Origin of the sequence: Rhizobium glycinendophyticum (assembly GCF_006443685.1) — a bacterium.
GTDB lineage: Bacteria > Pseudomonadota > Alphaproteobacteria > Rhizobiales > Rhizobiaceae > Allorhizobium > Allorhizobium glycinendophyticum.
Window position 1 is genome coordinate 143,528 of sequence record NZ_VFYP01000001.1, and the last position, 24,521, is coordinate 168,048.

Sequence of the window (24,521 nt, forward strand, 5' to 3'; positions counted from 1 at the left end):
CAAGCACGCAGGTGTCTTTTGCAACCCTAGGGGCTTGCAATTTGAAGCCCGTATCTCCTACATATACTCACGATCCGCAAATGGTTCGCATCTGGCGCGATGGTCTTCGGACTGGAGGCGGCAGAGTTTTAGTTGAAACTGTCAAGGTTTCCGAGAATATTTATAATGATGTCCATTAGGATTTCCTTATGATGACGACGATGCCATATGCTTGTTAGCATACTGACAATATAGACGATTACATCGAAGAAGTGCCTTACACACCAAACGGTGCGGAGCAAGGTTATGACTATAAAGGCACATGGTCACCTTGCTCCCTCTCGCTCGTCTGATTCAGGCGAATGGGCTTTCAAGCCAAAAATGTATCCCCACTTCGACTCTTTTATCGCTGAGACAGAGGCTCGGGCTCTCGCCTCAGATCCCGTGAGGGTGGCGGCTCACACCTTCTATCCGTTCATCTTGTACCACCAAAGGTGGACTAAATTCGCCGCAAAAGGCACGAAGGGTAAAGTCAAGGAGCGCCCTATTCGCTTCGCAGCTCGGGCCGACGCTTATATCTTCAGCTATTACCGCCACCTGCTTTCAGTTCCCTTTGAGGCTAAGCTAAAGGAGCTCAACCTCGAGGACTGTGTTCTCGCTTACCGCCGCATTGTTAACCCAGGTGGTGGTGGCAAGTGCAATATTCACTTCGCGCTAGATGCAGTGAACGCAATCAGAAAACTCGGTAACTGTAGCGCAATCGCCCTTGATGTCAGCAGCTTCTTCGAAAGTATCGATCATGGGATGCTCCGAGCTCGGTGGTGCGACTTACTGAAAGTCGATCGCCTGCCACCCGATCACTATGCGGTCTTCAAGGCAATGACTCAGTATTCGGTGATAGATCGAGAGATGCTTTACGAGCGCCTTGGATTTTGGGGCGAAAAGCACGTCTCCAGAGATGGCACCCCTATCAAAGGGTTCTTAGTGGAGGAGGCTGAAATTCCACTACAGCTGTGTAACGGGACCGAATTCCGCCAGAAAATTGCGGGGGGCAATGGTCATCGTTCCCTCATTCAAGTTCACCGCAAACCTTATGGCATTCCCCAGGGCTCTCCTATCTCGGATCTTCTCGCAAATTTCTACCTCATGGAGTTTGACAGCGCTGTAGCCAGTAAGGTCAGAGAGCTTGGGGGGACCTACTTCCGATATTCGGACGACATTCTCATTATTGCGCCAATCGAGGCAGATGCCGCGACTGACCTTGAGGCTTGGGTCCGTCAAGAAATCGTCCGCCACGGTCCGAAACTTCAAATCAAGGCCGAAAAGTCAGCGGTGTTTCAATATTGGGGAACTGGCGGAAACCAAACCTGGACCCGAGTTATGGGCGAGCAAGGCAAGAATGGGATTGAGTATTTAGGTTTCCGATACGATGGAGAAAGCATTTTCCTTAGAGACAGCACACTCAGCGGCCTCCAGAGAAAAGCTTCATTAAGCGCAAAACGGCTAGCGCATGCGCTGGTCCATCGCTACCCCACCAAATCTTCAAGCGACATTCTTGCCGATATCAACTTAAGTAGCTTTCTTCAACGATACGGCCGTGTCCACGACTTCGAGTCTAAGGCTGACAACGTCAAGAATTGGACTTTCTGGACGTATGCCACAAAGGCAGCAAGCATCACGGCACCCCTCGGACTCCCGATTTTCAAGCAGCTCCGCAACTATCGGCGAAATATGAGGAACCATGTGAAAAGAGCCTTGGAAAAGAAGGCGTAGATGGTGGGGCCCATGGCGGCTTCTAGTTCTCCGCATTCCCTTGAGTACACCAGGGGTCACGTATATGAGAGGTGACCTAGGAGGAGGTGAAGCGACCGTTCCCCCCGTGCCCACCGCTGTGCCTACCGCAAGCAACAGGTGCAGGCGCCCCCAAGCAAGCTATCGTTCCTCAGGCTCAACGACACTCGCCGTTTCCTCCCTTGAGATAATGCCCTCAATTTCAAGTAAGATCGACAACGAGGAAAGCTCGTGGGTTGGTGCTGGAACGACTACTGTCTCCATAGAACCCGAAACCAGTTGCACTAGGCCTGTCCGGAGCAGGGCATGGGCCATTGCGGTTGCCACGTTGCTTTCGATCCCGTAATCGCTCTGGAGGACTGCAGTGCAGTTTAGCCAGTATAGAAGTGTTGGTGCCATGCCGGCGGTTACTAGCGGTGGCTCCTGGTCTGCCAGCCTCTGCATTACGCCCAAAGTAATGACCTCCTCGCGCTTCAGGCCTGCCAATATGTCTGCCCACCGCAAAAACTCGTCAGCATAGAGTCCGGGTCCCTTTGCGCTGCCCACGATGACAGCCGCCAAAAGCCGCAGGTTCAGCCGTGCGGCCCCCTCTTCGGCAGCTCGCATGTATCGATAGATAATCGCGGCAGCCTCGTCTGCATCATGAAAATCAATTGATCTATGACCAAGGCGGATTTCAGCGAGGAGGGTGTCTCTGGCCCTGCGGGTACGTTTCTCTAGCAAAGCACGAAGAGTCAGAGCGCCAGCGGCGGGCACTGTCGAGGTAAGCGGTAAACCGGTACCTGCCATGTAGTCACCAGCCAACGCGCCGAAAAGCTCTAACATCCCATCCTCACCGTCCCGCGAGCACCATTGACCAAGTGCCACGCGTGCGCAAGCGATCCGGCAACGTCTCAAAAAGTTTAGGCAGTGAGCCTGTCTCTTAATGCCTACTTGACGTGTCTCATTTCATGTCTCATATAGTGAGAATTGAAACGTCTTAGAGGTATTGAGACATGGCGATGGTTGCTTACATCCGCGTATCATCTGTGGGGCAGAGCCTTGAGGTCCAGCGCGATGCAGTGCTCAGAGCGGGCGTACAGGCAGATCACGTGTTTGAGGAAAAGCGCTCTGGACTCGACAGCGCAAGACCAGCACTGCGGGAGGCTATGCGCTTTGTCCGTAAGGGCGACCTCTTCATAATCACCAAGATTGACCGCCTTGCTCGATCTGCCGTTGATCTACTCACCATCGTGAATGAGCTGAAAGCTAAGGAGGTTGCTCTCCGGGTGCTAGACCAAAGCATCGACACCGCGACACCTGAAGGCCGGGCTCTCTTGCAGATGCTGGCGGTGTTCGCTGAGTTCGAGACCGAGCTGCGCAGAGAGCGGCAGATGGATGGCATTGCGAAAGCTAAGGCTGATGGCACCCGGTTCGGCAGAAAGCCTCAAGCCACCGATGATGTGGTCTCTGAAATCCGACGCATGCGGGCCGAAGGCAAGCTCATCAAGGACATCATGAAGGCCACCGGGCTGAGCAAGGCTACCGTGTATAGGGCATTGGGCGGGGCTCAGGGGGAGGCCGCTGAGGCGCGCTAGACCAAATAACCTCCATATTGAAAGACGCATTAGCTCCCAACGAGGCCAGCCCTAGCTAGTGGGCTTCGGCGGCCATCGGGCCATCTCGCTTTCGAGGAATATCTGCCGCGCTTGATCAACCGTCGGGGCGATGAACTCAATCGCCATCACCTTCAGTTCGGGCATCTGCGGGATAATGCCAGGGGCAACATCCACAAAGACCCTCGCGCTACAGCCTGGGAGAGAGTCGGAGTAGGCGAGCATGGAGCAGATGTCCTCGGCATCCTCGAAATCATGCGGACCGATGCCTGAAATATCGAGCGTCCAAAAGTCATCCGAGGTATCTTTGCGAAGCCCGTTTACCTGCCATTCGCTGCGGACAACGCCATCCTGTTCGGCTGGGGGATCGAAGGTTACGTGCTCCAGAGAGACGACGAAGTGGGGCGGCATCTTATTTCCGTCCGTTACCGCCGGGAGTTGGGAAACTTCAGAGGCAAGCTCGGGGTATTCGGTGCGGTTAATTCTCGTTGCTGAGGCTGTAGTCCGCCGCACGGTCTCAACCAAAATGGGATAGGCATTTTCCGTCACCCTAGCTACGAGCTTGAGCGCTGCGGCCCTAAAGGTCTGCTGTTCGGTGATGCAGCGATCCAGATCCTCCTGTGCGAGGACCTCCAGTTTAACATATTCAGCGCACGCACCCTTCCGGCTCGCTTGTTCATCGCTGGAGCATGAGGCCAGCGCAAATAGGCAGAGCCCCGCAAGTAACGGTAAGTTTGGGGTCTTCACTGGCCATCTCCCCGTTGACTTGCCTGCGAAGGTGGGTCCGTCTTGAACGGTCGCGTGCTATGGGCCCATGGAAGACATTGCGGCGATTTCGGACCAAACCCGAAGCAGGCCGAAAGTTCACCGGTTGTTGTGTCCATACGTACGACCATCTGGCCCGAGCTTGAGCCCACAAACTGATATCGACCAATCGACCCAAAACGGGTGGAATTAAGGATTAGGGCCAAGCCGATAAACGTCCCGAGGCAGCTCAAAGCGACTATCGCAAACGGGGATAATGTCATCCGGGCTTTGTCCCAACTAGGCGCGACTTCGGCGCCTGTGTCTGGTCCGTTTGACGTTGAACTGTCTTCCACCGGTGGCTCCCCCTGGGGCTCTGGCCTGCGGTACGCTTCCCGCAAGCATAGCCTCCATGACCCCTTGATCGGGGAGTTGGAAAACCGACTCGGTCGGTCCCTGAAGCCTTTAGTTCGGTGAACCTGGACATACGCCACAGGCTCCCCGACCTAGAGAAGGTCAAGGATCGATCTCCCTTCCGGTGGGGACCATACCGCCGAGTTCAGGGTTTCCACGCCCCGGAGTGCCGCGTCTGCGCTCATGACATGACTATCTTGGGCCGAGAGAGGCCGCAAGTTCCATCCGAATCTAAAAAGCGAATTGACAGAGGAAAAAAATTCTACGGCTAACCTCATGATTCCGAATGGATTAAAATGTCCTCGCCCTAAGGACATTGGAAATAGTGTGAAAAACCATACCCTTGACCGTAGTTGGCTTCAATCTCATCTGTTCTTAAGTTTAACGGAGAACAAAGTCACAAATGGAAGCTTATCGGATTTTTATTTCGGCCACGGCGTCGGGTTCTCACGGAGGCGACAGCAAGGTCAATGCCAGCTACGCGCTTCGCATTGTCGGCAAAGGAGTTGAGAAATTCCTTCAATCAACCAGTCGAGAGGCCGAGGTCCAGGCGATGTATGCCAAAGGGCTGGACGATGCTTGTAACTACCTATGGGCGGAAGTTTCAGATGCCGTTGCCAACACAAGGCCACCGGTCGAGGTAATTGTCCGCAAGCCCAATATGCAGGTTCGATTCGGTAATGCCGAAAACAGCCTGTTTGAGAAGGCCATGACGGGCGAAACGAAAGCGCAGGACAACATTGAGACGTGGCTGGTAGACGCCGTTTGGGCGACGCATTTTCACGTGACCTTTCGCGAGCCGGATGGGGATTTCGAGAAAACGGCGCTGAGAGATGTTGAACGTTTAGCTAAGGCTGCTCTCCATGCTCCGGCTAGCACCACGAGTTCCAGTCATGGATGAGGGGCCCCCAATGAGCATCGTTACAGCCGCAAACTGCGCGATACCGGGATGTGTGCGGGCGGTAGTGAAGATCCCTAATAGCGGATCGGGGCTAAATCATTGTCGCTATCACGCTCAATTCAAAGCGAGGCACGGCTCGCACTGGCACGGCACCTATAGGGCTTCTGAGCTCCAGCCGTACATCAAGAGCGCCGAACGCTGGATGGACCATAATCGAGAGGACGCGACCTATCGCGGCGCGTATTGGGAACTTGAGCATTTCATGGCTGGAGCGGGGCGGGTGGCCCCTGCGATGAATCTGCGAGGTCAGTCGGCGGAGTACCGCGCTCGCGTCGCTTTTGCGCGCATAAGGGCGGCGGATATTCCCACGCGGCGGCTCATCGCCATCTATTTGGGTGTCGCCACTCTCATCGAGGATGATTTTGGTAGTCACCGCAGCCGAGAATTCCGCATCGTTCAAGCTGCGAAGGCCGTTCACAGGCTCGCCAGCGGCACTCACCGCAAGTGGGATGCTTGGGACCCGTACTCGGGCGCGGTTCGGCGGACTGAGCTTCACGCCTACCCTCGCTCTTCCGGGCATGTCCTGAGGAAAATCGGGAAGACGCTGGAAAAGGCATGCGACGAGCTAGCCCGTGCAGCAGTGCCCGAGGTGATAGCAATCCGTACTGAGCGCTTCGGTCCCCACCCATCTCACCCGCCTCTTGCTAAGGCGTCCTAGTCAACAACAAAGTCCTCACCGCCGTTTGATCTCCTAGCGGGGGTGGGGACGCACATGTTGGAGCTTGTCTTGCGTCTTAAAGGAAAAGAAGCGCACCAAAAGGCCCTGCCGTATGTCCTGTATTATGACCCATGGATTGTCGCCCGTGGCGATGACTTCAGGGCATTGGCTGACCTCATGTTTGAACAGCTTCCGCCCCCGATCATTACACAAGGAAGAAAGCCCCGAATTGACGCAGTTGAGCGGCGCAAGCTCTGCTTGAGGACGGTCGTAGCTAACCTTGTGAAGGCTGCACTCAGTCCATCTCAGTACGTCGGCTTGGCCGTACCGCTTGGAAACGGAAAGCTCACGCGATACGACCGGAGAGATTTCAACGCTGACGTCTTGAGGATAATCATTGAGGAGTTGGAGCAGGCGGGCCTCGTCGCGGTCGAGCAGGCAATCTTCAGGGAGCGGCGGACAGTAGTCGCCCCGACCCCGTCTTTCCTGCAAATAGTTACTAAGCATGGCGTGTCGATTGCCGATCTCCATCACCTCAAGGGCCGTGAGACAATCGAACTGTGGGCGGGAAGCAGAAGAAGCGGGGACAAGACGGCGGTTGACTATGCGGATTGCCGCGAAGCCGATGGGCTGAGGGCCGAAATGGAGCAGATTGACGCGGTCCTCAACGCTGCCGACATCCGCCTTGGCGGTCACCCAACCGGCCCTATTCAACTCGTGCGAAAGTTCCGCATTGATAGCCCTCAAGCGCCTGTCAGATTCGACCGCCACGGAAGGCTTTACGGCGGCTTCTGGGAAGACCTTCCGAAAGACCAACGCTATCGGCTTACGATCGGTGGGGAGCAGGTGGTGGATCTGGACTTCGCATCCATGTTCATTCACCTCGCTTATTGCCGCCAAGGAGCCGAGCCGCCAAGCGGCGACCTGTACGCAATCCCCGGCCTGGAGGCGCATCGCAAAGTCGTCAAATCCCTGATGGTCTCTCTATTCTTCCGAAACGTTGAGGCGCGACGGCTGCCTTCTGGCAGTAAGGGGGCTTTGCCCGAGGGATGGACCATGGAGCGCTTTAAGGGTGCTGCGACGTCTCTCCACCCAGCTATCGCCACGCTCTTCAATACCAATGTCGGCTTTGAGTTGATGGCGCTCGAAAGCGAAATACTTGTCGGCATCCTCTTGGGACTGGCCGCGAAGGGCGTGGCCGCGTTGCCGATGCACGATGGGATCATGGTGGCAGCCAGTCAAAAGGAATTGGCCATCGAAATCATGGCGAATGTTAGCGCACGAAAGGTTGGCCGACCGCTTCCTATAGCCGAAAAGCCAATTGAACTGCCCTCACAAATAACTCCCCACTATGGCGCTCTGGGGCTGGCCCATAGAGACAATCGCCACTGAAGTAGGCCCTATCATCACCGTCAGCTTAGGGGCGGGCCCCAAGCCGCATGAAGGTTACTTGAGGGTTGAATCCAAGTAACCAACTTGAAGCCGTCTGAGTGAGTGGTCCTCAGGAGCCTACTCTTGGGGAACAGATGAGTGATAGGTGATCCAACATCATTATATGCCACCCGAGCCATTCCTTGCATCTGCCGACAGTGGCCCTAAAGTCTGGCCTAATGACTGCCAGCGAGCGTGGAGAGGAGGGAGTATGGGGCCTAACATTCGCAAGAAGGTGCTATTTGGACTTGCGTTGCTGACCCTTGCCGGTGCACCAAATACCTATGCCTGCGATCAGCCCATTGTGTTCTCCAACTGGAAGTCATGCGCGATAGGGCCGCTAAGCGAAACTGGCGGCGAAGCCGATTGGAAGGCCGTCCCGAAGTGGACCAGAAGCAAAGACCTCAGGCGGTGGTTCATGGATGATCCGCGCCTGCTCGCCAATCATGGCTTGTGTAACGCGAAGTTCCGCAGGGTCGTCCTCTGTGCGCCGGGGTGGCAGGAGAGCGAGGATACGGGCGCTTGCTGGTACGCGATTTGCAGCGGCCCCCAGGCTTCGAAGCGACCGTAAGGATATTTTTGTTTACTTCCGTTCTGCCACTAGATCCTCTTGCTGCTTACGGGATCAACCCTAGTATGTCGCGCATCAAAAAGGAACAAACCTCATCACGATGGTCGCAAGTTGATTGATCCCAGTTTCTCTCTCGAAGAAATCCATGAGATGTTGGACGGTGTTGAGCGAAGCCTCAGCAGGCTGAAGGCCGCAAATCTTCACGACAAGCTTATGCCCATGACGTACATCCCTGAGGCGTATTCGGTTTACGTGGATTTGGATCTGAATGGAGTGCTCCACAGCATTGGGATCAACCAGTCTGTAGTGAACAAACTTAAAAACATTGACGCTAAGCTTAGGGCTCCCGTGATGATAGCCGCTCTATCGAGGACTCGGAGCTATCTTCGAACGTTGGAGAGCGAGTTTGGCGGTGACCAATTGCCAGCTGAGCATCAGGACCTAGATCGCCTAATTCAACAGGCAATAGACGCACATCCTCCCCAACCAATTCAGGTTTGGACCGAGCAATGGGTCTATGTGAAGCAAGGATCACGTGCGAAGCAAATCATCAGCGATGTATCTGAACTGCTTGACGAGGCGGTCCTGCTCGCCAGAACCACGAACTTGCCCCAGGATCAGGCGGCGCTGACTGACATCGAGCGCGCGCAGCTTATCGCAATCCTGGAGACTGCTCTTGCTGTGCTTAGAGCTCCTATGGTCGAACCCGGACTTTTGAAGAAGACCGCCCGTGTCGCCAAAGAGATTGCCGTGCGCACAGCTAAGAAGAAGACTGAAGAGGCACTTGGCACCGGCCTTGAGCATATCGCCAAGAGAATTTTGGAACTAATTGCTAGCCTGGTATAGTCCAGGCGTTGTAGCTAGACAGCCAGCGAAATTGCTGCTCAACCTTGCGTAATGTCTGACCAATTGATTCTCGTCACTGATGATGGCGCGCACCTCAATGCTAAAGTTGAGTTGCATGACCTTGGGATTATTCTGCACAGCCGTAGTGGGACCGACCGCAACCGAGATTACCGCGCAGCACTCGAATTGTTAATGAGCCGACTCGACCACGGCCAAGTTGCCTACCGAATTTACCTCGATAGTCGCCCGGTTCAGAGGGTTGATCTAGCTGAGCGCGAACTTGCCTTTGATCGCTTGTCGCCCGTCGGCTCGCGATTTGACGAACTTGTTCGAGCAATGAATGCGGGCAGTTCCAGCCATGGCGCGTGGAGGCGGCTTTTTATTGAAACCCCAGGCACGTCACAGATAAGGTTACGTGAAATCATTGTCAGCAAACCCACCATCAGTCGCCTGCCTGCCAGCGAATTGAGAAAGATTACCACCACCCACATCCATAATGCCGTTCAAAAGCTTCTTGGCGGGGGTGACGCTCCCAATTTCGCGGCCTCGCGTGACTATGACGCTTTGACCGGCAATGGCACTCCCCTCGCTCCCAAGAAGGTTTTCGGTCTGGCCATTGAGGAAGCGCTGGGAATAGAAGCCTTCCCTGGGCACTTTAGCGCTGGATGGGGGCAGGTGTGTTTCGAGCTATTGGAGGAAGCCGGTCTTTGGATCGTGCCCAAAAAGGAGGGAGTCAGCAGACCGAAGCCCGATGCAGACCTAGTTAAGGCACAGCTTGTCGATTTCGTGCCGACCCAAGAGGAGCGCGTTTGGATTGAAGGCAATCCGAGGATCGTCACTCACTTGCTGCGTGAAAGGGCTTCTGGGTTGGCAAAAGAAAAGCGAGATGCATTCATTGCTGAGCACGGACGGCTCTTTTGTGAGGACTGCACTCTTGATCCTGTCGAACGTTACGGCCCAGAAGCTGGGTCCGCATGCATCGAAGTTCATCACCATCGCACACACGTGGAGAATATGGCGCCCGGCCACAAAACCAGCTTGGATGACCTCAAATGCATCTGCGCGAATTGCCACCGCGTTCTTCATCGAAAACTTGCGCTCGGCCTTTCCGCATCATTATAATGAATAACTAATCGGACGGCATTATGTTTTACATTACTTCAGAACCCACCAGCGGATATGTCAACAAATCGAATTCCTCCGATTGGCAGCGATGGATCCGAAGGTCTTTGCCTGAAGGTTTGGATGACGAAGTCCAGCAGCGGCTAGTTTCCAATCTCAAGCATGTCCTTGTCGGGTTGGAGTTAAAGGCGGCTTTGATTATCCCACATGCGCGACGTGGAATGGGCCCATCCGTGCTATTTGAGCCTTACCTCCACATAATGAACTTCGAGTTCTGTGTGGGCGTTTTCTCGGTACTTGAAGGCATAGGTTCCGCGCTCTGGCTTCGTGAGAACGGACTGGATGGCTCGGAAGGGAACCGTGTAGCACCTTTCCAGTGGAAACCTTCTCTGGTTTCAAAGTTCGACCCTAGCGGAGAGGATTCGCTCGACACTCTTGTTGATTGCGTCAAGAGCGTGAGAGACAAGTTGCACCAAGATCAAATTGGCGCTCGCTCAAGCATTGACTGGCATTCTTTTTCCTTTGATGACGCCTTCGTCCCCGCTTTCCGCGCGCTTCGATGCTTGCTGCTTCGCGAAGAGCAACGCCTTCCTGAAAGCACCAATCTTAGATCCCTGTGATAGAATTTCCACTTGGGTCTCATGCAGATCTAATGTACGCGGCACTGCGCACCTATGGGTTAGGAAGCACCACAGCCTCTACGCACTGGCGTGCCTGCTCAAGTAGTGGTCCTCCTGAGTAAACCCCAAATGTCATCCCTTGCCGCTTGTGTCCTACCACAACGGCGATGGTGCTTTCCGGCTGTCCCGCCTGCTCAGCTTTGGTGATAAACCAGCGGCGGAAGCTGTGAAAGTTGACAAGCCCCCTGCGTTTGCCCTCTCGCCTATCGTCCACGCCAACGCTGCGGCGATATGCGGTAAAATCGTTCGACGTCTTGAACGAGCGCTCACGCAGCGAGGTGGACTTCTTGACGCCGGGCCATTCAGGGAAGATATCGTCTTCGGGTGCCTTGCCCTTTTTCCTCCGCTCGATGATGGCGGTTAGGTCAGGGTGAATGGGGCAGAGACGGGGACCGGGCTCTTTCTTTTGGGGCTTAAATACGAATACCCCGTCATCGCGGCAGTCTTTCACCTTAAGGCACACAATGGCATCCAAGCGGGCTCCGGAAAGGGCGGCGATCCTCATGAGGTCATCCATTTCGGGCTCAGCGGGGCCGCCAAGCAATACCTTGACCTCATCGTCGGTGAACGGCCGCTCTCGTTGGTCGGTGGTCTGCTGAGGCTCACGCAGACGCCGTCCTTGCCAGATGTTGGACTCGACTTCGTGCCGGTTCTCCAGCCAGGTCCAATAGACAGAAAGGCGACTGACGTATTTGTTGAGAGTGACGGGTGTCAGATTGGCGGCAACCTTTGGAAGCTCATCGCAAAACCGAACGGCCTCCTTCTTGGTCAGCGCCTGAAGATGCGGCGGAACACCTGCTTTGCTGCACCAATCCTTCAGTAGCTTTATTGCTCGCTTGTCGTCTGCCAGCGTGCGAGCCTTGACATGCGACATCCCCAGGAACTTCTCATGATAGAGGTCGATCGGTGTTCTGTCCCCACGCGCTAGCTGAGAGAAATCCTTAGCTAGGCGCAAGCGTTCCGGGTCGAAAACTTCATGGTCGTCCTCGTCGGTGGCGATGGGCCGGCCTGCGAGAGACTCTGCCTGCCAATCGATCTCCTCATCAATCTGGTCCCGCTGCCCCGGATCGAACACACTCTTGCGCTGCTCGGCAAATCGAATAGCCCGCTGCATAGCCTGCTCTCGGCTCATCAATCGAGCACTCTCTAGAGAGAGCGATGGATTTTCCGCCTGCGAGATGGTCGCTTTGAGTTCGGCTATGACATCCCACTTGAGCCGGTTCGCTTCTTTGAGGCTGTCTGTCCCGAGTGATTTTTTCAGTTTGGTGCCCAGTTCCGCACGCAGCTTTTTCGGTACGTTCACTACAACGCGCCACTGGTTGCCATGGAGCTCCAAAAACATGCGATCAGATGTGAGGGCCAAAAACGCCTCCGAGTACCCAACAAAGTACCCAAATCTAGTCCCGGGGGAGCCTGAATTTCAACAATAATTTGACTTACAAGCAAAATTTCTTAGGGAGGGTTGTCCCCCGCTTAGCTCCACCAAAATTTTCTAGAACATCTGCTGGTAAGACCGGTGCGGGTCTTAAGTTATTGGTTGCCGGAGTTTAATCCGTTCTGTCGCCAATCGCGGGTCCACCGACCCGCCTGCCTCTCACCGGGGAAACAACTCCACCTTTTCCCCGTTCTCGCTCCGGTCGATCTGGAACCAGTCGATGATCTTGCGGATCTCGAGCTTCACTTCGCCTTCGCGCAGTTTAAGGCGCAGCGCGTTTTCGGTGATGCCGATCGGCGTACCGATATAGATGCGGTCATTGCCGGAATCGTCCACGGTGTCGATGGCGAAGCGCAAGGTCCCCTCCTCAAGAAATTCGAACTCATATGATGACAGTGGGAGGAGGGTTTAGTAACGCCTGCTTGAGCGAAGCTGACGTTGCGGAAGTCGGGCGAGGCTGAGCCGGTATCGGTCTGCCCACCGTAAGGGGAAGGATGAATTCATGTTCGTGCTGTCGAAACTTGTCTGGATGGCGGCCCAGCCCCTGTCGCTGGTCTTCTTCCTTGCCCTTTTCGCGCTCCTGCTGCTTCTCCTGCGTTGGCGCCGCGCTGCGGTCATCCTGCTTTCGGCAGCCCTGCTGATGCTTTTCGCCACGCTGTACACCACCACAGGCTCCTATCTCCTGCAGGCACTCGAAGCCCGCTTTCCCCGCTCGGCTCAGGATCCTCCCAATGTCGCCTGCATCATCGTGCTGGGCGGTGCTTTCGAAACCGAGGTGACGACGGCGAGGGGGGGAATCGAGCTCAACCAGTCGGCCGACCGCTTCGTCGAGGCGCTGCGGCTGGCCTTCCGTTATCCGCAGGCAAAGATCCTCGTTTCCGGCGGCGACGGGTCTCTGAGCGGTGTCTATGAGGGTGACGCTGCAGCCTCACTGCGCTTCTTTGCGGCCTTCGGTCTGCCACGCGAGCGTCTGGTCGCCGAGGCGACCTCGCGCAATACGGATGAAAATGCGCAAAACAGTCGCCCGATCCTCTCCGACGCCGGCCTTTCCGATTGTCTGCTGATCACCTCGGCCTTCCACATGCCGCGCTCGGTCGGCCTGTTCCGCAAGGCGGCACTCGCCGTGACCCCGTGGCCGACGGATTTCCGCACCTCAGGCAAGGTGACACTGGCGCTCGATTTCACCCAGCCGACGCTGAACGCCCAGCAGATGGCAACCGCCACCCGCGAATGGCTGGGCTTGGCTTCCTATTGGGCGCTCGGCCGCATAGACGCGGTCTTTCCCGCGCCCTGAGGCGTGTCACTTTTTAGAGATCGTGAGAAATTTCGTGCCGCGCACGCGCACGGTCATTTCGCAAGGGGCCGCTCCTTCGTCGCGCTCGCAATAGCGCGGATGCATCTTCAACACGAAGACCATGTTGCCGAAGCGCTTGATGAAGTCATAGGAATACATTTGCGCCGTGGCGATCATGAAATACCCACCCTCCTTGACCTGAAGGTAGAAGTTGAACGGGCAGCCCTCGGCGGTGCAGTCGGGGCCGCGCACGCCATCGCACATGATTTCGCTGCTGTTGGTCACCGCGTCGGGAATGCCGTCATTGTTGATGTCGATCCGGTCGATGAAGCCCGCACCGTATTTCACCTCGCTGCAGCGCTTGGCGTAATGCGTCTTCTCGTACATTTCCGGATCTTTCAGCAATTCCTGCTCTGCCGCCGCATGAAAAGCGAACAGCGCGACGGTCAGAGCAATGAACAGGTGCTTGAGGAACGACACGGTCGGTGCTCCGAATCAAATGGCCGCTGGAAGTGCTGAAACTCTAGCCCCTGCGGCTTGCCTCGGCGTTAACGGCGTGATTCAAATCTAGCCCTGCAGTCCGGCAGGGATGCGAGGGGAGGGGTCTATGTCGCTGTTGTCTTATCTCGATTATGCCGGCGTCGCCCTGTTTGCCGCCACGGGCGCGCTTGCGGCCTCCCGCAAGCAGCTCGACATGATCGGCTTTCTTTTCTTTGCCGTTGCAACCGGCGTCGGCGGTGGCACCGTTCGCGATATCGTTCTGGGGCGTACGCCAGTTTTCTGGGTGCTTAATCCCAATTACATTCTCGTCTGCTGTGCTGTCGGCGCCCTGGTTTTCTTTACCGCCCATCTGGTCGAATCGCGGTATCGCCTTCTCATCTGGCTCGATGCGATCGGCCTTTCGGCCTATTGCGTCATGGGTGCGGTCAAGGGGCTGGCGGCCACAGGCTCGCCGACGATTGCCATCGTCACAGGAACGCTGACGGCGAGTTTCGGCGGCGTGCTCCGCGATCTGCTGGCCAACGAACCCTCCGTCCTGCTGCGCCCGGAAATCTACATCACGGCCGCACTATCCGGAGCAGCTGTCTTTACGCTAGCGAATGAACTGGGCGCACCGCTGTATCTCGCCTCGCTCGCTGGCGTGCTCGCAGCCTTCATCATCCGCGGCGGTGCACTTTATTTCGGCTGGACGTTCCCGACCTACAAGCGCAGGCCCGGTCGCCACCCGGATGAAGTGATGTAAGGATCAGGCCCGTTTGGGGCGAAGACGGATTACCACGTCCACATGCGCAATTTCCATGCCCTCCGGCGGTGCCGGTAGGTTCTCGATGGAAATATTATTCACGGGGATGTCGAGAACTGTGTTTTCACCCTCGACGAAGAAGTGGTGATGGTCCGAGACGTTCGTATCGAAATAGGTCTTGGCGCTTTCGACCGCGAGCACCCGGATCAGCCCGGCCTCGGTGAACTGGTGGAGCGTGTTGTAAACGGTCGCCAGTGATACCGGGAAGTCTGCGGCAATCGCTTCCTCATGCAGTTCTTCCACCGTCAGATGGCGGTCGCCCTTTGCAAACAGAAGCCCGGCCAGCGCAATGCGCTGCCGCGTTGGGCGCAGGCCCGAACGACGCAATTTCAGCTCGATGCCGGTTTGGCAGGGTGCCATCGTCAAAGACGAACTCCAGTTTGTGCGGCCGTGTTGCCGCCTTTCGTCCGATATAGCCTCAAAAACCGGCCGTTTCAATAGTTTGGGTGGGGACAAGCCCCGGCGGCCATGGTGCGACCCGCTTTTTCGGCTCCTTGGGTCTGGTGATGGCCTTTTCGTTCCTGTATGCGACGGGAACGAAAACCGGCGGTGCCGGCGGAAGGCACGAATGCGCGTCTGCGACCTGCCAGCGGGAAAGGCTTCATTTTAGCGCCATCTTGGTCTATTGGGTCCGGACACCAGAAGCAGAGGGGGGAAGAAGAAGAACGATGGTTACGAGACAGTCCAGCTACAATTACGAAGAAATCCTCTCCTGCGGCCGCGGCGAACTCTTCGGTCCCGGCAACGCCCAGCTCCCCCTGCCGCCCATGTTGATGGTCCACCGGATCACCGATATCTCGGAAACTGGCGGCGCTTTCGACAAGGGCTACATCCGCGCCGAATACGACGTGCGCCCGGACGACTGGTATTTCCCCTGCCACTTCCAGGGCAACCCGATCATGCCTGGCTGCCTCGGCCTGGACGGCATGTGGCAGCTGACCGGCTTCTTCCTCGGCTGGCTCGGCGAGCCGGGCCGCGGCATGGCGCTCTCCACGGGCGAAGTAAAGTTCAAAGGCATGGTCCGCCCGGACACGAAACTCCTCGAATACGGCATCGACTTCAAGCGCGTCATGCGCGGTCGTCTCGTTCTTGGAACGGCCGATGGCTGGTTAAAGGCCGACGGCGAAACTATCTATCAGGCAACCGACCTGCGCGTCGGTCTGTCGAAGGACAAGGCGGCCTGATCCGGCCCCGTCCACACCTGAGTTTATGAAGAAGGTCTGAGAGATGAGACGGGTTGTAGTAACGGGTCTTGGCATTGTGTCCTCCATCGGTGCCGATGCCGCTGAAGTCACGGCGTCGCTGCGCGATGCCAAGTCGGGCATCACCTTTTCTCCCGATTTCGCCGAGAACGGTTTCAAGTGCCAGGTCTGGGGCAAGCCGACGCTCGATCCGACCGAACTGGTCGATCGCCGTGCCATGCGGTTCCTGTCCCAGGGCGGCGCCTGGAATCACGTTGCCATGAAGCAGGCGATTGCTGACGCCGGTCTCGAAGACGCTGATTACCAGCAGAACGAGCGCGTCGGCATCATCATGGGCTCCGGCGGTCCATCGACCCGGCAGATCGTCGAAGCGGCCGATATCGTTCGCCAGAACAAGAGCCCGAAGCGCATCGGCCCGTTTGCCGTGCCGAAGGCCATGTCGTCGACCGCCTCTGCCACGCTTGCCACCTGGTTCAAGCTGCATGGCGTCAACTACTCGATCTCGTCCGCCTGCTCGACCTCCGCCCATTGCATCGGCAATGCCTATGAGATGATCCAGTGGGGCAAGCAGGACATGGTTTTTGCCGGCGGCCACGAGGATCTCGACTGGTCGATGTCGAGCCTGTTCGACGCCATGGGTGCCATGTCGTCCAAGTACAACGACACGCCCGCAACGGCCTCGCGCGCCTATGACGTCTCGCGTGACGGTTTCGTCATCGCTGGCGGCGCAGGCGTTCTGGTTCTGGAAGAGCTGGAGCATGCCAAGGCCCGCGGCGCCAAGATTTATGCCGAAGTCGTCGGCTACGGCGCGACCTCCGACGGCTACGACATGGTCGCTCCCTCGGGCGAAGGTGCGATCCGCTGCATGCGCCAGGCACTTTCCACCGTGACGGGCGAAGTCGACTACATCAACACGCACGGCACCTCGACGCCGGTGGGTGACTCGAAGGAAATCGGCGCAATCCGCGAAGTCTTCGGGAACAAGATCCCGCACATCCAGTCGACCAAGTCGCTGACCGGCCACTCGCTGGGTGCTGCCGGCGTGCAGGAATCGATTTACGGCCTGCTGATGATGCAGGAGAAGTTCATCGGCGAGAGCGCCCACATCACCGAACTCGATCCGGAATTCGAAGGCGTGCCGGTCGTGCGCAAGCGCATCGACAACGCCAAGATCGACACAGTCCTGTCGAACTCCTTCGGCTTCGGCGGCACCAATGCGACGCTCGTCTTCCAGCGCCACAACGGCTGAGGGAAGCGGGCACTTGCTGACGTTTGAATGGGGTGGCTTCGGCTACCCCATTGTCGTTGGGGCAAACGTTCTTAATCAATAACGGAAAAGGCCCGGCACGTTTCCGCGCCAGGCCATCGCCATCCGAAGTGGTCCGCCAGCCGTGCGAACACGGCTTACTTCGGTTGAAAAGGATCGGTGTGCTTTACCACGCCCATCAGCATGGCAATGCTGACAGCATGAAATAGATTGCGCGCCTCGAGCTTGATCTGCGCGGATGCGAGGGCATTGCTCACATCGTCCTGTGACAGCACGAGGATATTACCTGCATCCTCCAGCCGCTTGCCTTCGGCGACGAGTTGCAGGCAACGAATTTCCCTGTCGGTCAGCAAGGAGAAACCGGGCTCGTGCCCGAGCGCCTTGTGGGGATCGGTCATCATCATTGTCATTGCTGGGAGTACCATGGGAGGATGCCATGCAAGCCATGGCGTCAGCGCGGTTATATGGAGACCGAGGAGAATGTCGTTTACCCGGAGCGCCAAAAAATTATCGGCGCGCGCTAATAAAGCTCGACATGGATAACCTTACTTCTCAGGCTGTCCCAATGACACTGCATACCGCCACGCATGTCAAGCCGTGAGCATCTAGGCCGACTTTCGCTCCCGCACTTCGCTCGGTGTCGAGCCAAACCAGCGCGTAACCGAGCGGGTAAACGCACTCGGGGCAGAATAGCCCAGCCGGTAGCAGATCTCAGAAATGGGCAATTCGCTTTCGGTGAGGAGATTGTAACTCACGTCCCGCCGGATGCCGTCGCGAAGTTCGTTCAGGCTCGTGCCGTGCTCTGCCAGCCGCCGCTGGAACGTTCGCTCCGACAGGCCGAAATAGGGAGCGATCTCGGAGAGCGGATAGTCGTCCTGCGAGACATGCACCAGAAGATGTCGTCGAACCTGATCGACGAAGTCGCTTGGCAATTCAGCCGTGGGGGGCCTCAGGCTCCGGCATTGCAGGTCCATCAACTCGAACAACCGCCGGTCACCTGTCGGATTGTGGGTCTCCAGAAAGGCCTGCGGAAAATGCACGCAGTTCATCCCTGCACCAAAGTTGACACGTTTCGACAGATAATGCCGGAAGGGCTGGAGATTGCGCGGTCGCGGCCGTTCGAGTTCCACTTCAACCAGATCTGCCGTGGCGCCCGCCAGATCCCGCACCCGCTGCATCACCAGCCCAACGGACATGTCGACATACTGGTCGCGTTTGACAATGATCGGCGCAAACGTCCATGACAGATGGGCACCCTGCACATCGATCACCAGCCGCGAATAGCTGGTATGGGTGACATATTGGATGTGCTGGTCGAGGAAGCGCACGAGATCCAGCCCCGTCGGCGCCGACATCAGGCCATAGCCGAAAGGGCCGGTCGATCCCGCCTCATAGGCCTTCACGCTGGTGACACCAAAAGCCTCGTCGTTGGAGAGCAGCGCGCAGGCCTCCAGCAGCCTGCACAGGCGGTCGAGACTGATACGCGCCGTCATGTCCTGGAAACAGGCCGGATCGATCTCCAGCGCCTTGCAGATGGGGTTTATGTCAATGCCGTAGGATTGCGCATGGACGACCACGGCGGAGGCAAGGCCGGCCACGGTTGTCAGTTCATCGGTGAGGCTCCGCCCGGACATGCCATTCCCTGTCGCGCAAAGGGAAGATCTTGGCATCAAATGGTAAGGCAAGGTTCATTGCGAGTCGAGCGCGCCACCATGCTTCGGCCATCACTCCGGCGTGAGATTCCCGCTGCTCAGCGCTTCGCCCACAGCACCTTGAAGCGCGCGTTGCGGCAGACTTCGCCGTGCTGCTTGAAATGCGCCGCCAGCACCGGCTCGTAAGGCAGGCCGCGATTGGCGACCATCAGCAGGTTGCCGCCATTCCGCAGCGCCTCGTAAGCCGCCTTGATCATCGCCGCACCGATCGACGGCTCGGCCGCATGCCCTTCGTGGAAGGGCGGGTTCATGATCACCAGGTCGTACTTCTCCTTGGTCGGCTCGGCCGCGAGATCCTGCCAGAAGAAGCGGGTGGTGAGATCGGGATGGTTGCGCGCCAGGTTGCGCTTGGCATGTTCGAGGGCCGTATGGCTCGCCTCGAACAGGTCGATGCGGTTGGTCCGCGGCGAGGCCTCCGCCAGCATCACCGAGAGATAGCCCCAGCCGGCCCCGAAATCGGCGGCATTGCCGTCGAAGTCCGTCGGCAGACGGCTCGCCAGCAGTTCCGATCCCTCGTCGACATGCGCATGCGAGAACAGCCCAGCCCTGGTTTCGAAGCGCCCCTCGACCGTCACGGTCTTGGCAGCGAGCGTCGCGATTGCAGCAGACGTATCGGCAGGAACGGAGAACCACACGGCGACGCCGTGGTATTTCGGCGTCGATTCTGGCGCGAGCCCCAGCCGGTCAAGCTGCTTGCGCAGCGGCAGAATGCCTTCTTCCTTGGCCCCGGCGATCATCACCAGGCCGCCGGCCTTCACCCGCCGCAGCGCCTCGGCAACATGGTCCTCGTTCAGGCCCTTGTGCTTCGAGCACAGCACGAGCGCGCCGTCGAAATCCTCGCCGTCGACAACCGCAACCGGTTTCTGATGGCTCGCCTCCAGCCGGCGGAATTCCGGCCGGAAATCCTGCACCACGGTGAGTTCCGCCAAAAAGCCCTCCGGCTTGGCGAAGCCGGCCTCGGCGCCGAGAAAGAGAAAGCGCTGATCCGCGCCGGGTAGCGGAACGGCCTCGGTCGCAAAGGGATGAAACAGGGTCTTCAGCGTGTCGTGGCTCATGGCTTGGTCTTCTCTTCGGGCGGACGTGCAGGGTTGTGGGGCGTACGAAAAAGGCGCGGGATGTCTCCCGCGCCTCGGATTGGATCGAACGAAAGCGCGCTTATTCAGCGGCGGCTTCGCCGTCCTTCTTCTCGGCAACGATTTCCTTGCCGGTGGCCTGGTCGACGGCCTTCATCGACAGGCGAACCTTGCCGCGCTCGTCGAAGCCCATCAGCTTGACCCAGACCTTGTCGCCTTCCTTGACGACGTCGGAGGTCTTGGCAACACGCTCGGAAGCCAGCTGCGAGATGTGCACGAGGCCGTCACGCGAACCGAAGAAGTTGACGAAGGCGCCGAAGTCGGCGGTCTTTACGACCGTACCTTCGTAGATCACGCCGACTTCCGGCTCGGCAACGATCGAGTGGATCCACTTGCGGGCCGCTTCGATTTCCTTGCCGGAGGACGAAGCGATCTTGATCGTGCCGTCGTCTTCGATGTTGATCTTGGCGCCGGTCTTCTCGACGATTTCGCGGATGACCTTGCCGCCCGAACCGATGACTTCGCGGATCTTGTCGACCGGGATGTTCATCACTTCGATGCGCGGAGCGAATTCGCCGAGCTGACCACGGCTTTCCGACAGGGCGTTCGCCATTTCGCCGAGGATGTGCTTGCGACCGCCCTGAGCCTGGCCGAGAGCGACCTTCATGATCTCTTCGGTGATGCCGGCGATCTTGATGTCCATCTGCAGCGAGGTGATGCCGTCAGCGGTACCGGCAACCTTGAAGTCCATGTCGCCGAGGTGGTCTTCGTCACCCAGGATGTCGGAGAGAACCGCAAAGCGGTCGCCTTCCAGGATCAGGCCCATGGCGATACCGGCAACCGGCTTTGCCAGCGGAACGCCGGCGTCCATGAGAGCGAGCGAGGTGCCGCAGACGGTTGCCATCGAGGACGAGCCGTTCGACTCGGTGATCTCGGAAACGACGCGCAGCGTGTAGGGGAACTGTTCCGGCGACGGCAGCATCGGACGAATGGCGCGCCAGGCGAGCTTGCCGTGGCCGATTTCGCGACGGCCCGGGGAGCCCATGCGACCGGTTTCACCGACCGAGTAGGGCGGGAAGTTGTAATGCAGAAGGAAGCGTTCCTTGTACATGCCGGTCAGGCTGTCGACATACTGTTCGTCTTCGCCGGTACCGAGCGTCGCAACGACGATCGCCTGGGTTTCGCCGCGGGTGAACAGCGCCGAACCATGCGTGCGCGGCAGGATGCCGACTTCCGAGACGATCGGACGAACGGTCGACAGGTCACGGCCGTCGATACGGCTCTTGGTGTCGAGGATGTTCCAGCGAACGATCTTGGCCTGCAGGTGCTTGAAGACGGCACCGACGACTTCGTTGGTGTACTTCGGCTCTTCGCCTTCCGGGAAGAAGTGCGCCTTCACCTTGGCCTTGACGGCGTCGACGGCGGCGTAGCGATCGGCCTTCTGGGTGATCTTGTAGGCAGCGCGCAGCTCGGTCTCGGCGATCGAGAGCATTTCCGCTTCGAGAGCGGAATGATCTTCCGGTTCGAATTCGCGCGGCTCCTTGGCAGCGACTTCGGCGAGCTTGATGATCGCGTCGATGACCGGCTGGAAGCCGCGATGACCGAACATGACGGCGCCGAGCATGACGTCTTCGTTCAGTTCCTTGGCTTCGGATTCGACCATCAGAACGGCGTCTGACGTGCCGGCGACGACGAGGTCGAGAACCGATTCATCCATCTCGTCGAGATGCGGGTTGAGAACATATTCGCCGTTGATATAGCCGACGCGGGCGCCGCCGACCGGGCCCATGAACGGAACGCCCGACAGGGTGAGCGCTGCCGAGGTGGCGACCATCGAAAGGATGTCCGGGTTGTTTTCCAGGTCATGCTGGATGACGGTGACGACGACCTGCGTGTCGTTCTTGTAGCCTTCCGGGAAGAGCGGGCGGATCGGACGGTCGATCAGGCGCGAAACCAGCGTTTCGTTTTCCGACGGACGACCTTCGCGCTTGAAATAGCCACCCGGGATCTTGCCGGCGGCATAGGTCTTTTCCTGGTAGTTGACGGTGAGCGGGAAGAAGTCCTGGCCCGGCTTCGGCGCCTTGGCCGAAACGACGGTTGCGAGAACGACGGTTTCGCCATAGGTGGCGAGAACGGCGCCATCGGCCTGGCGGGCGATCTTGCCCGTTTCCAGCTTCAGCGGGCGCCCTGCCCACTCGATTTCAACGCTGTGAACATCAAACATATCTTGTCCTTCATATGCAGCTCCGGGCCGCCGGTTAAGGGGGCTCGCAGGATCTGCAATGTGCTGACGCGATCACGGGCAAGACAGTGGGAGGCTTCGGATCCGGCGGGTCATCCCGCAAACGCTCTTGGCGCGGAAGCATCCAACAATCCTGCCCCATGACAGGTCATCGGTTGGTATCGACAGGACCGGCCCATCCGGCCTGTCAGTCGTCCCGGGCAAATCCATGCGCGGAACGGGGTACGGGTTCATTGGCCTCACCCGGAAAGGCAACCGGCGGATCTTCGTGACAGAAGACCCGCCGGGAACTGTTTAGCGGCGGATGCCGAGACGGGTGATCAGGCTGGTGTAACGAGCCTCGTCCTGCTTCTTGACGTAGTCGAGAAGCGAACGGCGGGTCGAAACCATGGTCAGAAGGCCACGACGCGAGTGGTTGTCCTTCTTGTGACCCTTGAAGTGTTCCGTCAGGTTGGTGATACGCTCGGTCAGGATCGCGACCTGAACTTCCGGAGAACCGGTGTCGCCTTCCTTGATTGCGTATTCCTTGATGAGGGCGGCCTTGCGCTCTGCAGTGATCGACATCGTGGATCCTTTCTGAATTAAGGAGAAACAGGTCGCCAAACGCCGGGATGTCGTCCAGCATTGGCCGTGAATGCATGCGCCATGGGCACAAGCTGGTGCCGCCTATACTCCATTCCCGGGCATAAGGAAAGATGCCAAAGAAAAGAGCAGGCGGCGGCAGTTTTCAGTTGAAGACGCGGCGTGGATGAAACTCGCCACCGGCAATCTCGCCGATCGCAACGAGCTTGCTGCCCGAAAGCGCCACCGCCTCGGGTTCGGAAACCGGCGCATCCCGCCCGCGCACGATGATCGGATTGCCCATGCGCAGCCGATGCGCCTGGTCCTCGGTGATCCGAAGTTGGGGCAGAGCCGACAGGGCTTCTGCCGTATCGACCAGGAAGGCATCCAGCGCTGCCAGACGCTCGTCCTTGTCCTCGATCGCTTCAAGGGCGACGAGATCGGCCAGCGGCACCATCATCTCCTCGGCAAACGGCGCGACATAGCTGCGGCGCAGCTCTGAAATATGGCCGTAGCAGCCGAGTTCGCGACCGAAGTCGCGTGCCAGCGAACGCACATAAGTGCCCTTGCCGCATTCGACTTCAAAGTATGCCCGGTCGGCCTCGCATTTCAGCAGCGTCAGTCGATGAACCTCGACTTCGCGTGAGGGAATCTCGACGGTTTCACCTTCGCGTGCCAGATCATAGGCCCGCTCGCCGGCGATCTTGATCGCGGAAAACTGCGGTGGGATCTGGTTGATCACGCCGGTATAGCTCGGCAGCAGTGCACGGATCGCCTCTTCGCTCGGGCGCTGGTCGGAACTCTCAGTCACTTCGCCTTCGAGGTCGTCGGTCGAACGCTCTTCACCCCAGGTCACGGTGAATTCGTAGATCTTGCGCCCATCCATCACGTAAGGCACGGTCTTGGTCGCATCGCCAAGCGCGATCGGCAGCATGCCCGAGGCAAGTGGATCGAGCGTCCCGGCGTGTCCCGCCTTCTGGGCGTTGAACAGCCATTTGATCTTGCCGACTGCCTCGGTGGAACCGAAATCGACAGGCTTGTCGAGGATGAGCCAGCCCGAAATCGGACGGCCCTTGGGCTTTCTGGGTTTGGACATTGATGTCTTTTCTTAGTCTTGTTCGTCGTCGGAGCCGAGGTCGCGCTGGACTTCGGGCGAGCGCAGCAGAGCGTCGATCTTCTGGTAATTGTCGAAGCTGGTATCGTCGCGGAAGCGCACTTCCGGCATGTATTTCATCTGCCTAAGCTGGCCGCCGATCCGCCCGCGAATGAATTTCGCATGTTTGTTGAGCGCTGCGATGACCGCATCATGGTCTGAAACCCCGAGCGGCGCCACATAGGCCGTTGCCATCTTAAGATCCGGCGACATGCGCACTTCCGAGACCGAAATCACGGTCTTCTCGATGACGTCGTCGTTCACTTCCCCGCGCTGAAGAACCTGGGTGATCGCGGCACGCACCTGCTCGCCGACGCGCAGCATGCGCTGCGAAGGTGCCGAAGAGGTTGGTTTTGTCATGGTCGTCTTGCCTTTCGCATCGGTCGTGCAGTCCACAAAGCGGTTGCGTCCGGATGCATCGGATGAAGTCGTCTGGAGCCGGCCTGCAGAACAGGCGGCATCCTCTCGAAATACAGCGAGCGCCGGA

At 58.0% G+C, this 24,521-nt stretch carries 25 protein-coding genes; 12 read left to right on the forward strand and 13 right to left on the reverse strand.

What is annotated here, in order from left to right; translation table 11 throughout:
* Positions 1-285: 285 nt before the first annotated feature.
* Positions 286-1,752: a reverse transcriptase domain-containing protein gene (locus tag FJQ55_RS00675; RefSeq protein WP_140825822.1), complete on the forward strand. Its 1,467-nt coding sequence runs from the start codon at positions 286-288 to the stop codon at positions 1,750-1,752.
* A 159-nt stretch (positions 1,753-1,911) separates the two neighbouring features.
* Here FJQ55_RS00675 and FJQ55_RS00680 read toward each other — a convergent pair whose 3' ends face one another.
* Positions 1,912-2,595 (reverse strand): hypothetical protein, encoded by a 684-nt coding sequence (locus FJQ55_RS00680; protein ID WP_246084987.1) that lies wholly within the window; start codon positions 2,593-2,595, stop codon positions 1,912-1,914.
* A gap of 170 nt (positions 2,596-2,765) precedes the next feature.
* Between FJQ55_RS00680 and FJQ55_RS00685 the strand changes: the two genes are divergently transcribed.
* Positions 2,766-3,347 (forward strand): recombinase family protein, encoded by a 582-nt coding sequence (locus FJQ55_RS00685; RefSeq protein WP_140825824.1) that lies wholly within the window; start codon positions 2,766-2,768, stop codon positions 3,345-3,347.
* A gap of 51 nt (positions 3,348-3,398) precedes the next feature.
* Here FJQ55_RS00685 and FJQ55_RS00690 read toward each other — a convergent pair whose 3' ends face one another.
* Positions 3,399-4,112, reverse strand: a complete 714-nt coding sequence (locus FJQ55_RS00690) for a hypothetical protein (protein ID WP_140825825.1) — start codon at positions 4,110-4,112, stop codon at positions 3,399-3,401.
* Between the two features lie 814 nt (positions 4,113-4,926).
* Between FJQ55_RS00690 and FJQ55_RS00695 the strand changes: the two genes are divergently transcribed.
* The 6 genes from FJQ55_RS00695 (at position 4,927) to FJQ55_RS00720 (ending at position 10,732) form a co-directional block, all read left to right on the forward strand.
* On the forward strand, positions 4,927-5,424 hold the full coding sequence (locus tag FJQ55_RS00695) for a hypothetical protein (protein WP_140825826.1): 498 nt from the start codon (positions 4,927-4,929) through the stop codon (positions 5,422-5,424).
* Between the two features lie 10 nt (positions 5,425-5,434).
* Positions 5,435-6,142: a hypothetical protein gene (locus FJQ55_RS00700; protein WP_246084988.1), complete on the forward strand. Its 708-nt coding sequence runs from the start codon at positions 5,435-5,437 to the stop codon at positions 6,140-6,142.
* A 54-nt stretch (positions 6,143-6,196) separates the two neighbouring features.
* Entirely contained in the window at positions 6,197-7,534 is a 1,338-nt protein-coding gene (locus tag FJQ55_RS00705) for a hypothetical protein (protein WP_246084989.1), read from the forward strand.
* 721 nt (positions 7,535-8,255) lie between these two features.
* Positions 8,256-8,990, forward strand: a complete 735-nt coding sequence (locus FJQ55_RS00710; protein ID WP_246084991.1) for a DUF1380 domain-containing protein — start codon at positions 8,256-8,258, stop codon at positions 8,988-8,990.
* Positions 8,991-9,041: 51 nt separating this feature from the next.
* Positions 9,042-10,112 carry an HNH endonuclease gene (locus FJQ55_RS00715; protein WP_140825827.1) on the forward strand — a complete coding sequence of 357 codons (1,071 nt, stop codon included), beginning with the start codon at positions 9,042-9,044 and terminating at the stop codon, positions 10,110-10,112.
* A gap of 23 nt (positions 10,113-10,135) precedes the next feature.
* Positions 10,136-10,732, forward strand: a complete 597-nt coding sequence (locus FJQ55_RS00720; RefSeq protein WP_140825828.1) for a hypothetical protein — start codon at positions 10,136-10,138, stop codon at positions 10,730-10,732.
* Positions 10,733-10,784: 52 nt separating this feature from the next.
* Here the strand turns inward: FJQ55_RS00720 and FJQ55_RS00725 are convergent, their stop codons facing one another.
* Complete coding sequence (locus FJQ55_RS00725) at positions 10,785-12,155, reverse strand: DUF6538 domain-containing protein (RefSeq protein WP_246084992.1); 1,371 nt, start codon at positions 12,153-12,155, stop codon at positions 10,785-10,787.
* 231 nt (positions 12,156-12,386) lie between these two features.
* Positions 12,387-12,584: a hypothetical protein gene (locus FJQ55_RS00730; protein ID WP_140825829.1), complete on the reverse strand. Its 198-nt coding sequence runs from the start codon at positions 12,582-12,584 to the stop codon at positions 12,387-12,389.
* A 145-nt stretch (positions 12,585-12,729) separates the two neighbouring features.
* Between FJQ55_RS00730 and FJQ55_RS00735 the strand changes: the two genes are divergently transcribed.
* Positions 12,730-13,521 carry a YdcF family protein gene (locus FJQ55_RS00735; RefSeq protein ID WP_140825830.1) on the forward strand — a complete coding sequence of 264 codons (792 nt, stop codon included), beginning with the start codon at positions 12,730-12,732 and terminating at the stop codon, positions 13,519-13,521.
* Between the two features lie 6 nt (positions 13,522-13,527).
* Here FJQ55_RS00735 and FJQ55_RS00740 read toward each other — a convergent pair whose 3' ends face one another.
* Positions 13,528-14,001: a hypothetical protein gene (locus FJQ55_RS00740; protein WP_140825831.1), complete on the reverse strand. Its 474-nt coding sequence runs from the start codon at positions 13,999-14,001 to the stop codon at positions 13,528-13,530.
* Between the two features lie 127 nt (positions 14,002-14,128).
* Between FJQ55_RS00740 and FJQ55_RS00745 the strand changes: the two genes are divergently transcribed.
* Positions 14,129-14,764, forward strand: coding sequence for a trimeric intracellular cation channel family protein (locus tag FJQ55_RS00745; protein WP_140825832.1), 636 nt, complete (start codon positions 14,129-14,131; stop codon positions 14,762-14,764).
* A gap of 3 nt (positions 14,765-14,767) precedes the next feature.
* Here the strand turns inward: FJQ55_RS00745 and irrA are convergent, their stop codons facing one another.
* Positions 14,768-15,184: an iron response transcriptional regulator IrrA gene (gene irrA, locus FJQ55_RS00750; protein WP_140829019.1), complete on the reverse strand. Its 417-nt coding sequence runs from the start codon at positions 15,182-15,184 to the stop codon at positions 14,768-14,770.
* 308 nt (positions 15,185-15,492) lie between these two features.
* On the opposite strand from irrA, the gene fabA reads away from it, so the two are divergent.
* Together fabA and fabB are read left to right on the forward strand one after the other, a co-directional pair.
* The gene (fabA, locus tag FJQ55_RS00755; protein ID WP_113378327.1) at positions 15,493-16,008 is read left to right on the forward strand and encodes a 3-hydroxyacyl-[acyl-carrier-protein] dehydratase FabA; all 516 of its coding nucleotides are present in this window, start codon (positions 15,493-15,495) and stop codon (positions 16,006-16,008) included.
* Positions 16,009-16,051: 43 nt separating this feature from the next.
* Complete coding sequence (gene fabB, locus FJQ55_RS00760; protein WP_140825833.1) at positions 16,052-17,275, forward strand: beta-ketoacyl-ACP synthase I; 1,224 nt, start codon at positions 16,052-16,054, stop codon at positions 17,273-17,275.
* 155 nt (positions 17,276-17,430) lie between these two features.
* On the opposite strand, the gene FJQ55_RS00765 is transcribed toward fabB, so the two are convergent.
* The 7 genes from FJQ55_RS00765 to rbfA form a co-directional block, all read right to left on the reverse strand.
* Positions 17,431-17,697 carry a helix-turn-helix domain-containing protein gene (locus FJQ55_RS00765; RefSeq protein ID WP_246084993.1) on the reverse strand — a complete coding sequence of 89 codons (267 nt, stop codon included), beginning with the start codon at positions 17,695-17,697 and terminating at the stop codon, positions 17,431-17,433.
* A gap of 201 nt (positions 17,698-17,898) precedes the next feature.
* Entirely contained in the window at positions 17,899-18,927 is a 1,029-nt protein-coding gene (locus tag FJQ55_RS00770) for an AraC family transcriptional regulator (RefSeq protein WP_140825834.1), read from the reverse strand.
* Positions 18,928-19,043: 116 nt separating this feature from the next.
* Entirely contained in the window at positions 19,044-20,060 is a 1,017-nt protein-coding gene (locus FJQ55_RS00775; protein ID WP_140825835.1) for a class I SAM-dependent methyltransferase, read from the reverse strand.
* Positions 20,061-20,160: 100 nt separating this feature from the next.
* Positions 20,161-22,302, reverse strand: a complete 2,142-nt coding sequence (pnp, locus tag FJQ55_RS00780) for a polyribonucleotide nucleotidyltransferase (protein ID WP_140825836.1) — start codon at positions 22,300-22,302, stop codon at positions 20,161-20,163.
* A 312-nt stretch (positions 22,303-22,614) separates the two neighbouring features.
* Positions 22,615-22,884 carry a 30S ribosomal protein S15 gene (rpsO, locus tag FJQ55_RS00785; RefSeq protein WP_062277372.1) on the reverse strand — a complete coding sequence of 90 codons (270 nt, stop codon included), beginning with the start codon at positions 22,882-22,884 and terminating at the stop codon, positions 22,615-22,617.
* A 163-nt stretch (positions 22,885-23,047) separates the two neighbouring features.
* Positions 23,048-23,977 carry a tRNA pseudouridine(55) synthase TruB gene (truB, locus tag FJQ55_RS00790; protein WP_140825837.1) on the reverse strand — a complete coding sequence of 310 codons (930 nt, stop codon included), beginning with the start codon at positions 23,975-23,977 and terminating at the stop codon, positions 23,048-23,050.
* Positions 23,978-23,989: 12 nt separating this feature from the next.
* The gene (gene rbfA, locus FJQ55_RS00795) at positions 23,990-24,394 is read right to left on the reverse strand and encodes a 30S ribosome-binding factor RbfA (protein WP_062278205.1); all 405 of its coding nucleotides are present in this window, start codon (positions 24,392-24,394) and stop codon (positions 23,990-23,992) included.
* Positions 24,395-24,521: the final 127 nt, after the last annotated feature.

Bases quoted from the DNA above. Each gene is read 5' to 3' on its own strand.
- FJQ55_RS00715 (WP_140825827.1), top strand. From the start codon at position 9,042: ATGTCTGACCAATTGATTCTCGTCACTGATGATGGCGCGCACCTCAAT.
- FJQ55_RS00685 (WP_140825824.1), top strand. From the start codon at position 2,766: ATGGCGATGGTTGCTTACATCCGCGTATCATCTGTGGGGCAGAGCCTT.
- fabA (WP_113378327.1), top strand. From the start codon at position 15,493: ATGGTTACGAGACAGTCCAGCTACAATTACGAAGAAATCCTCTCCTGC.
- rbfA (WP_062278205.1), bottom strand. From the start codon at position 24,394: ATGACAAAACCAACCTCTTCGGCACCTTCGCAGCGCATGCTGCGCGTC.
- irrA (WP_140829019.1), bottom strand. From the start codon at position 15,184: ATGGCACCCTGCCAAACCGGCATCGAGCTGAAATTGCGTCGTTCGGGC.
- FJQ55_RS00680 (WP_246084987.1), bottom strand. From the start codon at position 2,595: ATGTTAGAGCTTTTCGGCGCGTTGGCTGGTGACTACATGGCAGGTACC.
- FJQ55_RS00735 (WP_140825830.1), top strand. From the start codon at position 12,730: ATGTTCGTGCTGTCGAAACTTGTCTGGATGGCGGCCCAGCCCCTGTCG.
- FJQ55_RS00705 (WP_246084989.1), top strand. From the start codon at position 6,197: ATGTTGGAGCTTGTCTTGCGTCTTAAAGGAAAAGAAGCGCACCAAAAG.
- pnp (WP_140825836.1), bottom strand. From the start codon at position 22,302: ATGTTTGATGTTCACAGCGTTGAAATCGAGTGGGCAGGGCGCCCGCTG.
- FJQ55_RS00770 (WP_140825834.1), bottom strand. From the start codon at position 18,927: ATGTCCGGGCGGAGCCTCACCGATGAACTGACAACCGTGGCCGGCCTT.
- FJQ55_RS00720 (WP_140825828.1), top strand. From the start codon at position 10,136: ATGTTTTACATTACTTCAGAACCCACCAGCGGATATGTCAACAAATCG.
- fabB (WP_140825833.1), top strand. From the start codon at position 16,052: ATGAGACGGGTTGTAGTAACGGGTCTTGGCATTGTGTCCTCCATCGGT.
- truB (WP_140825837.1), bottom strand. From the start codon at position 23,977: ATGTCCAAACCCAGAAAGCCCAAGGGCCGTCCGATTTCGGGCTGGCTC.
- FJQ55_RS00745 (WP_140825832.1), top strand. From the start codon at position 14,129: ATGTCGCTGTTGTCTTATCTCGATTATGCCGGCGTCGCCCTGTTTGCC.
- FJQ55_RS00675 (WP_140825822.1), top strand. From the start codon at position 286: ATGACTATAAAGGCACATGGTCACCTTGCTCCCTCTCGCTCGTCTGAT.
- FJQ55_RS00700 (WP_246084988.1), top strand. From the start codon at position 5,435: ATGAGCATCGTTACAGCCGCAAACTGCGCGATACCGGGATGTGTGCGG.
- FJQ55_RS00695 (WP_140825826.1), top strand. From the start codon at position 4,927: ATGGAAGCTTATCGGATTTTTATTTCGGCCACGGCGTCGGGTTCTCAC.
- rpsO (WP_062277372.1), bottom strand. From the start codon at position 22,884: ATGTCGATCACTGCAGAGCGCAAGGCCGCCCTCATCAAGGAATACGCA.
- FJQ55_RS00775 (WP_140825835.1), bottom strand. From the start codon at position 20,060: ATGAGCCACGACACGCTGAAGACCCTGTTTCATCCCTTTGCGACCGAG.
- FJQ55_RS00765 (WP_246084993.1), bottom strand. From the start codon at position 17,697: ATGATGATGACCGATCCCCACAAGGCGCTCGGGCACGAGCCCGGTTTC.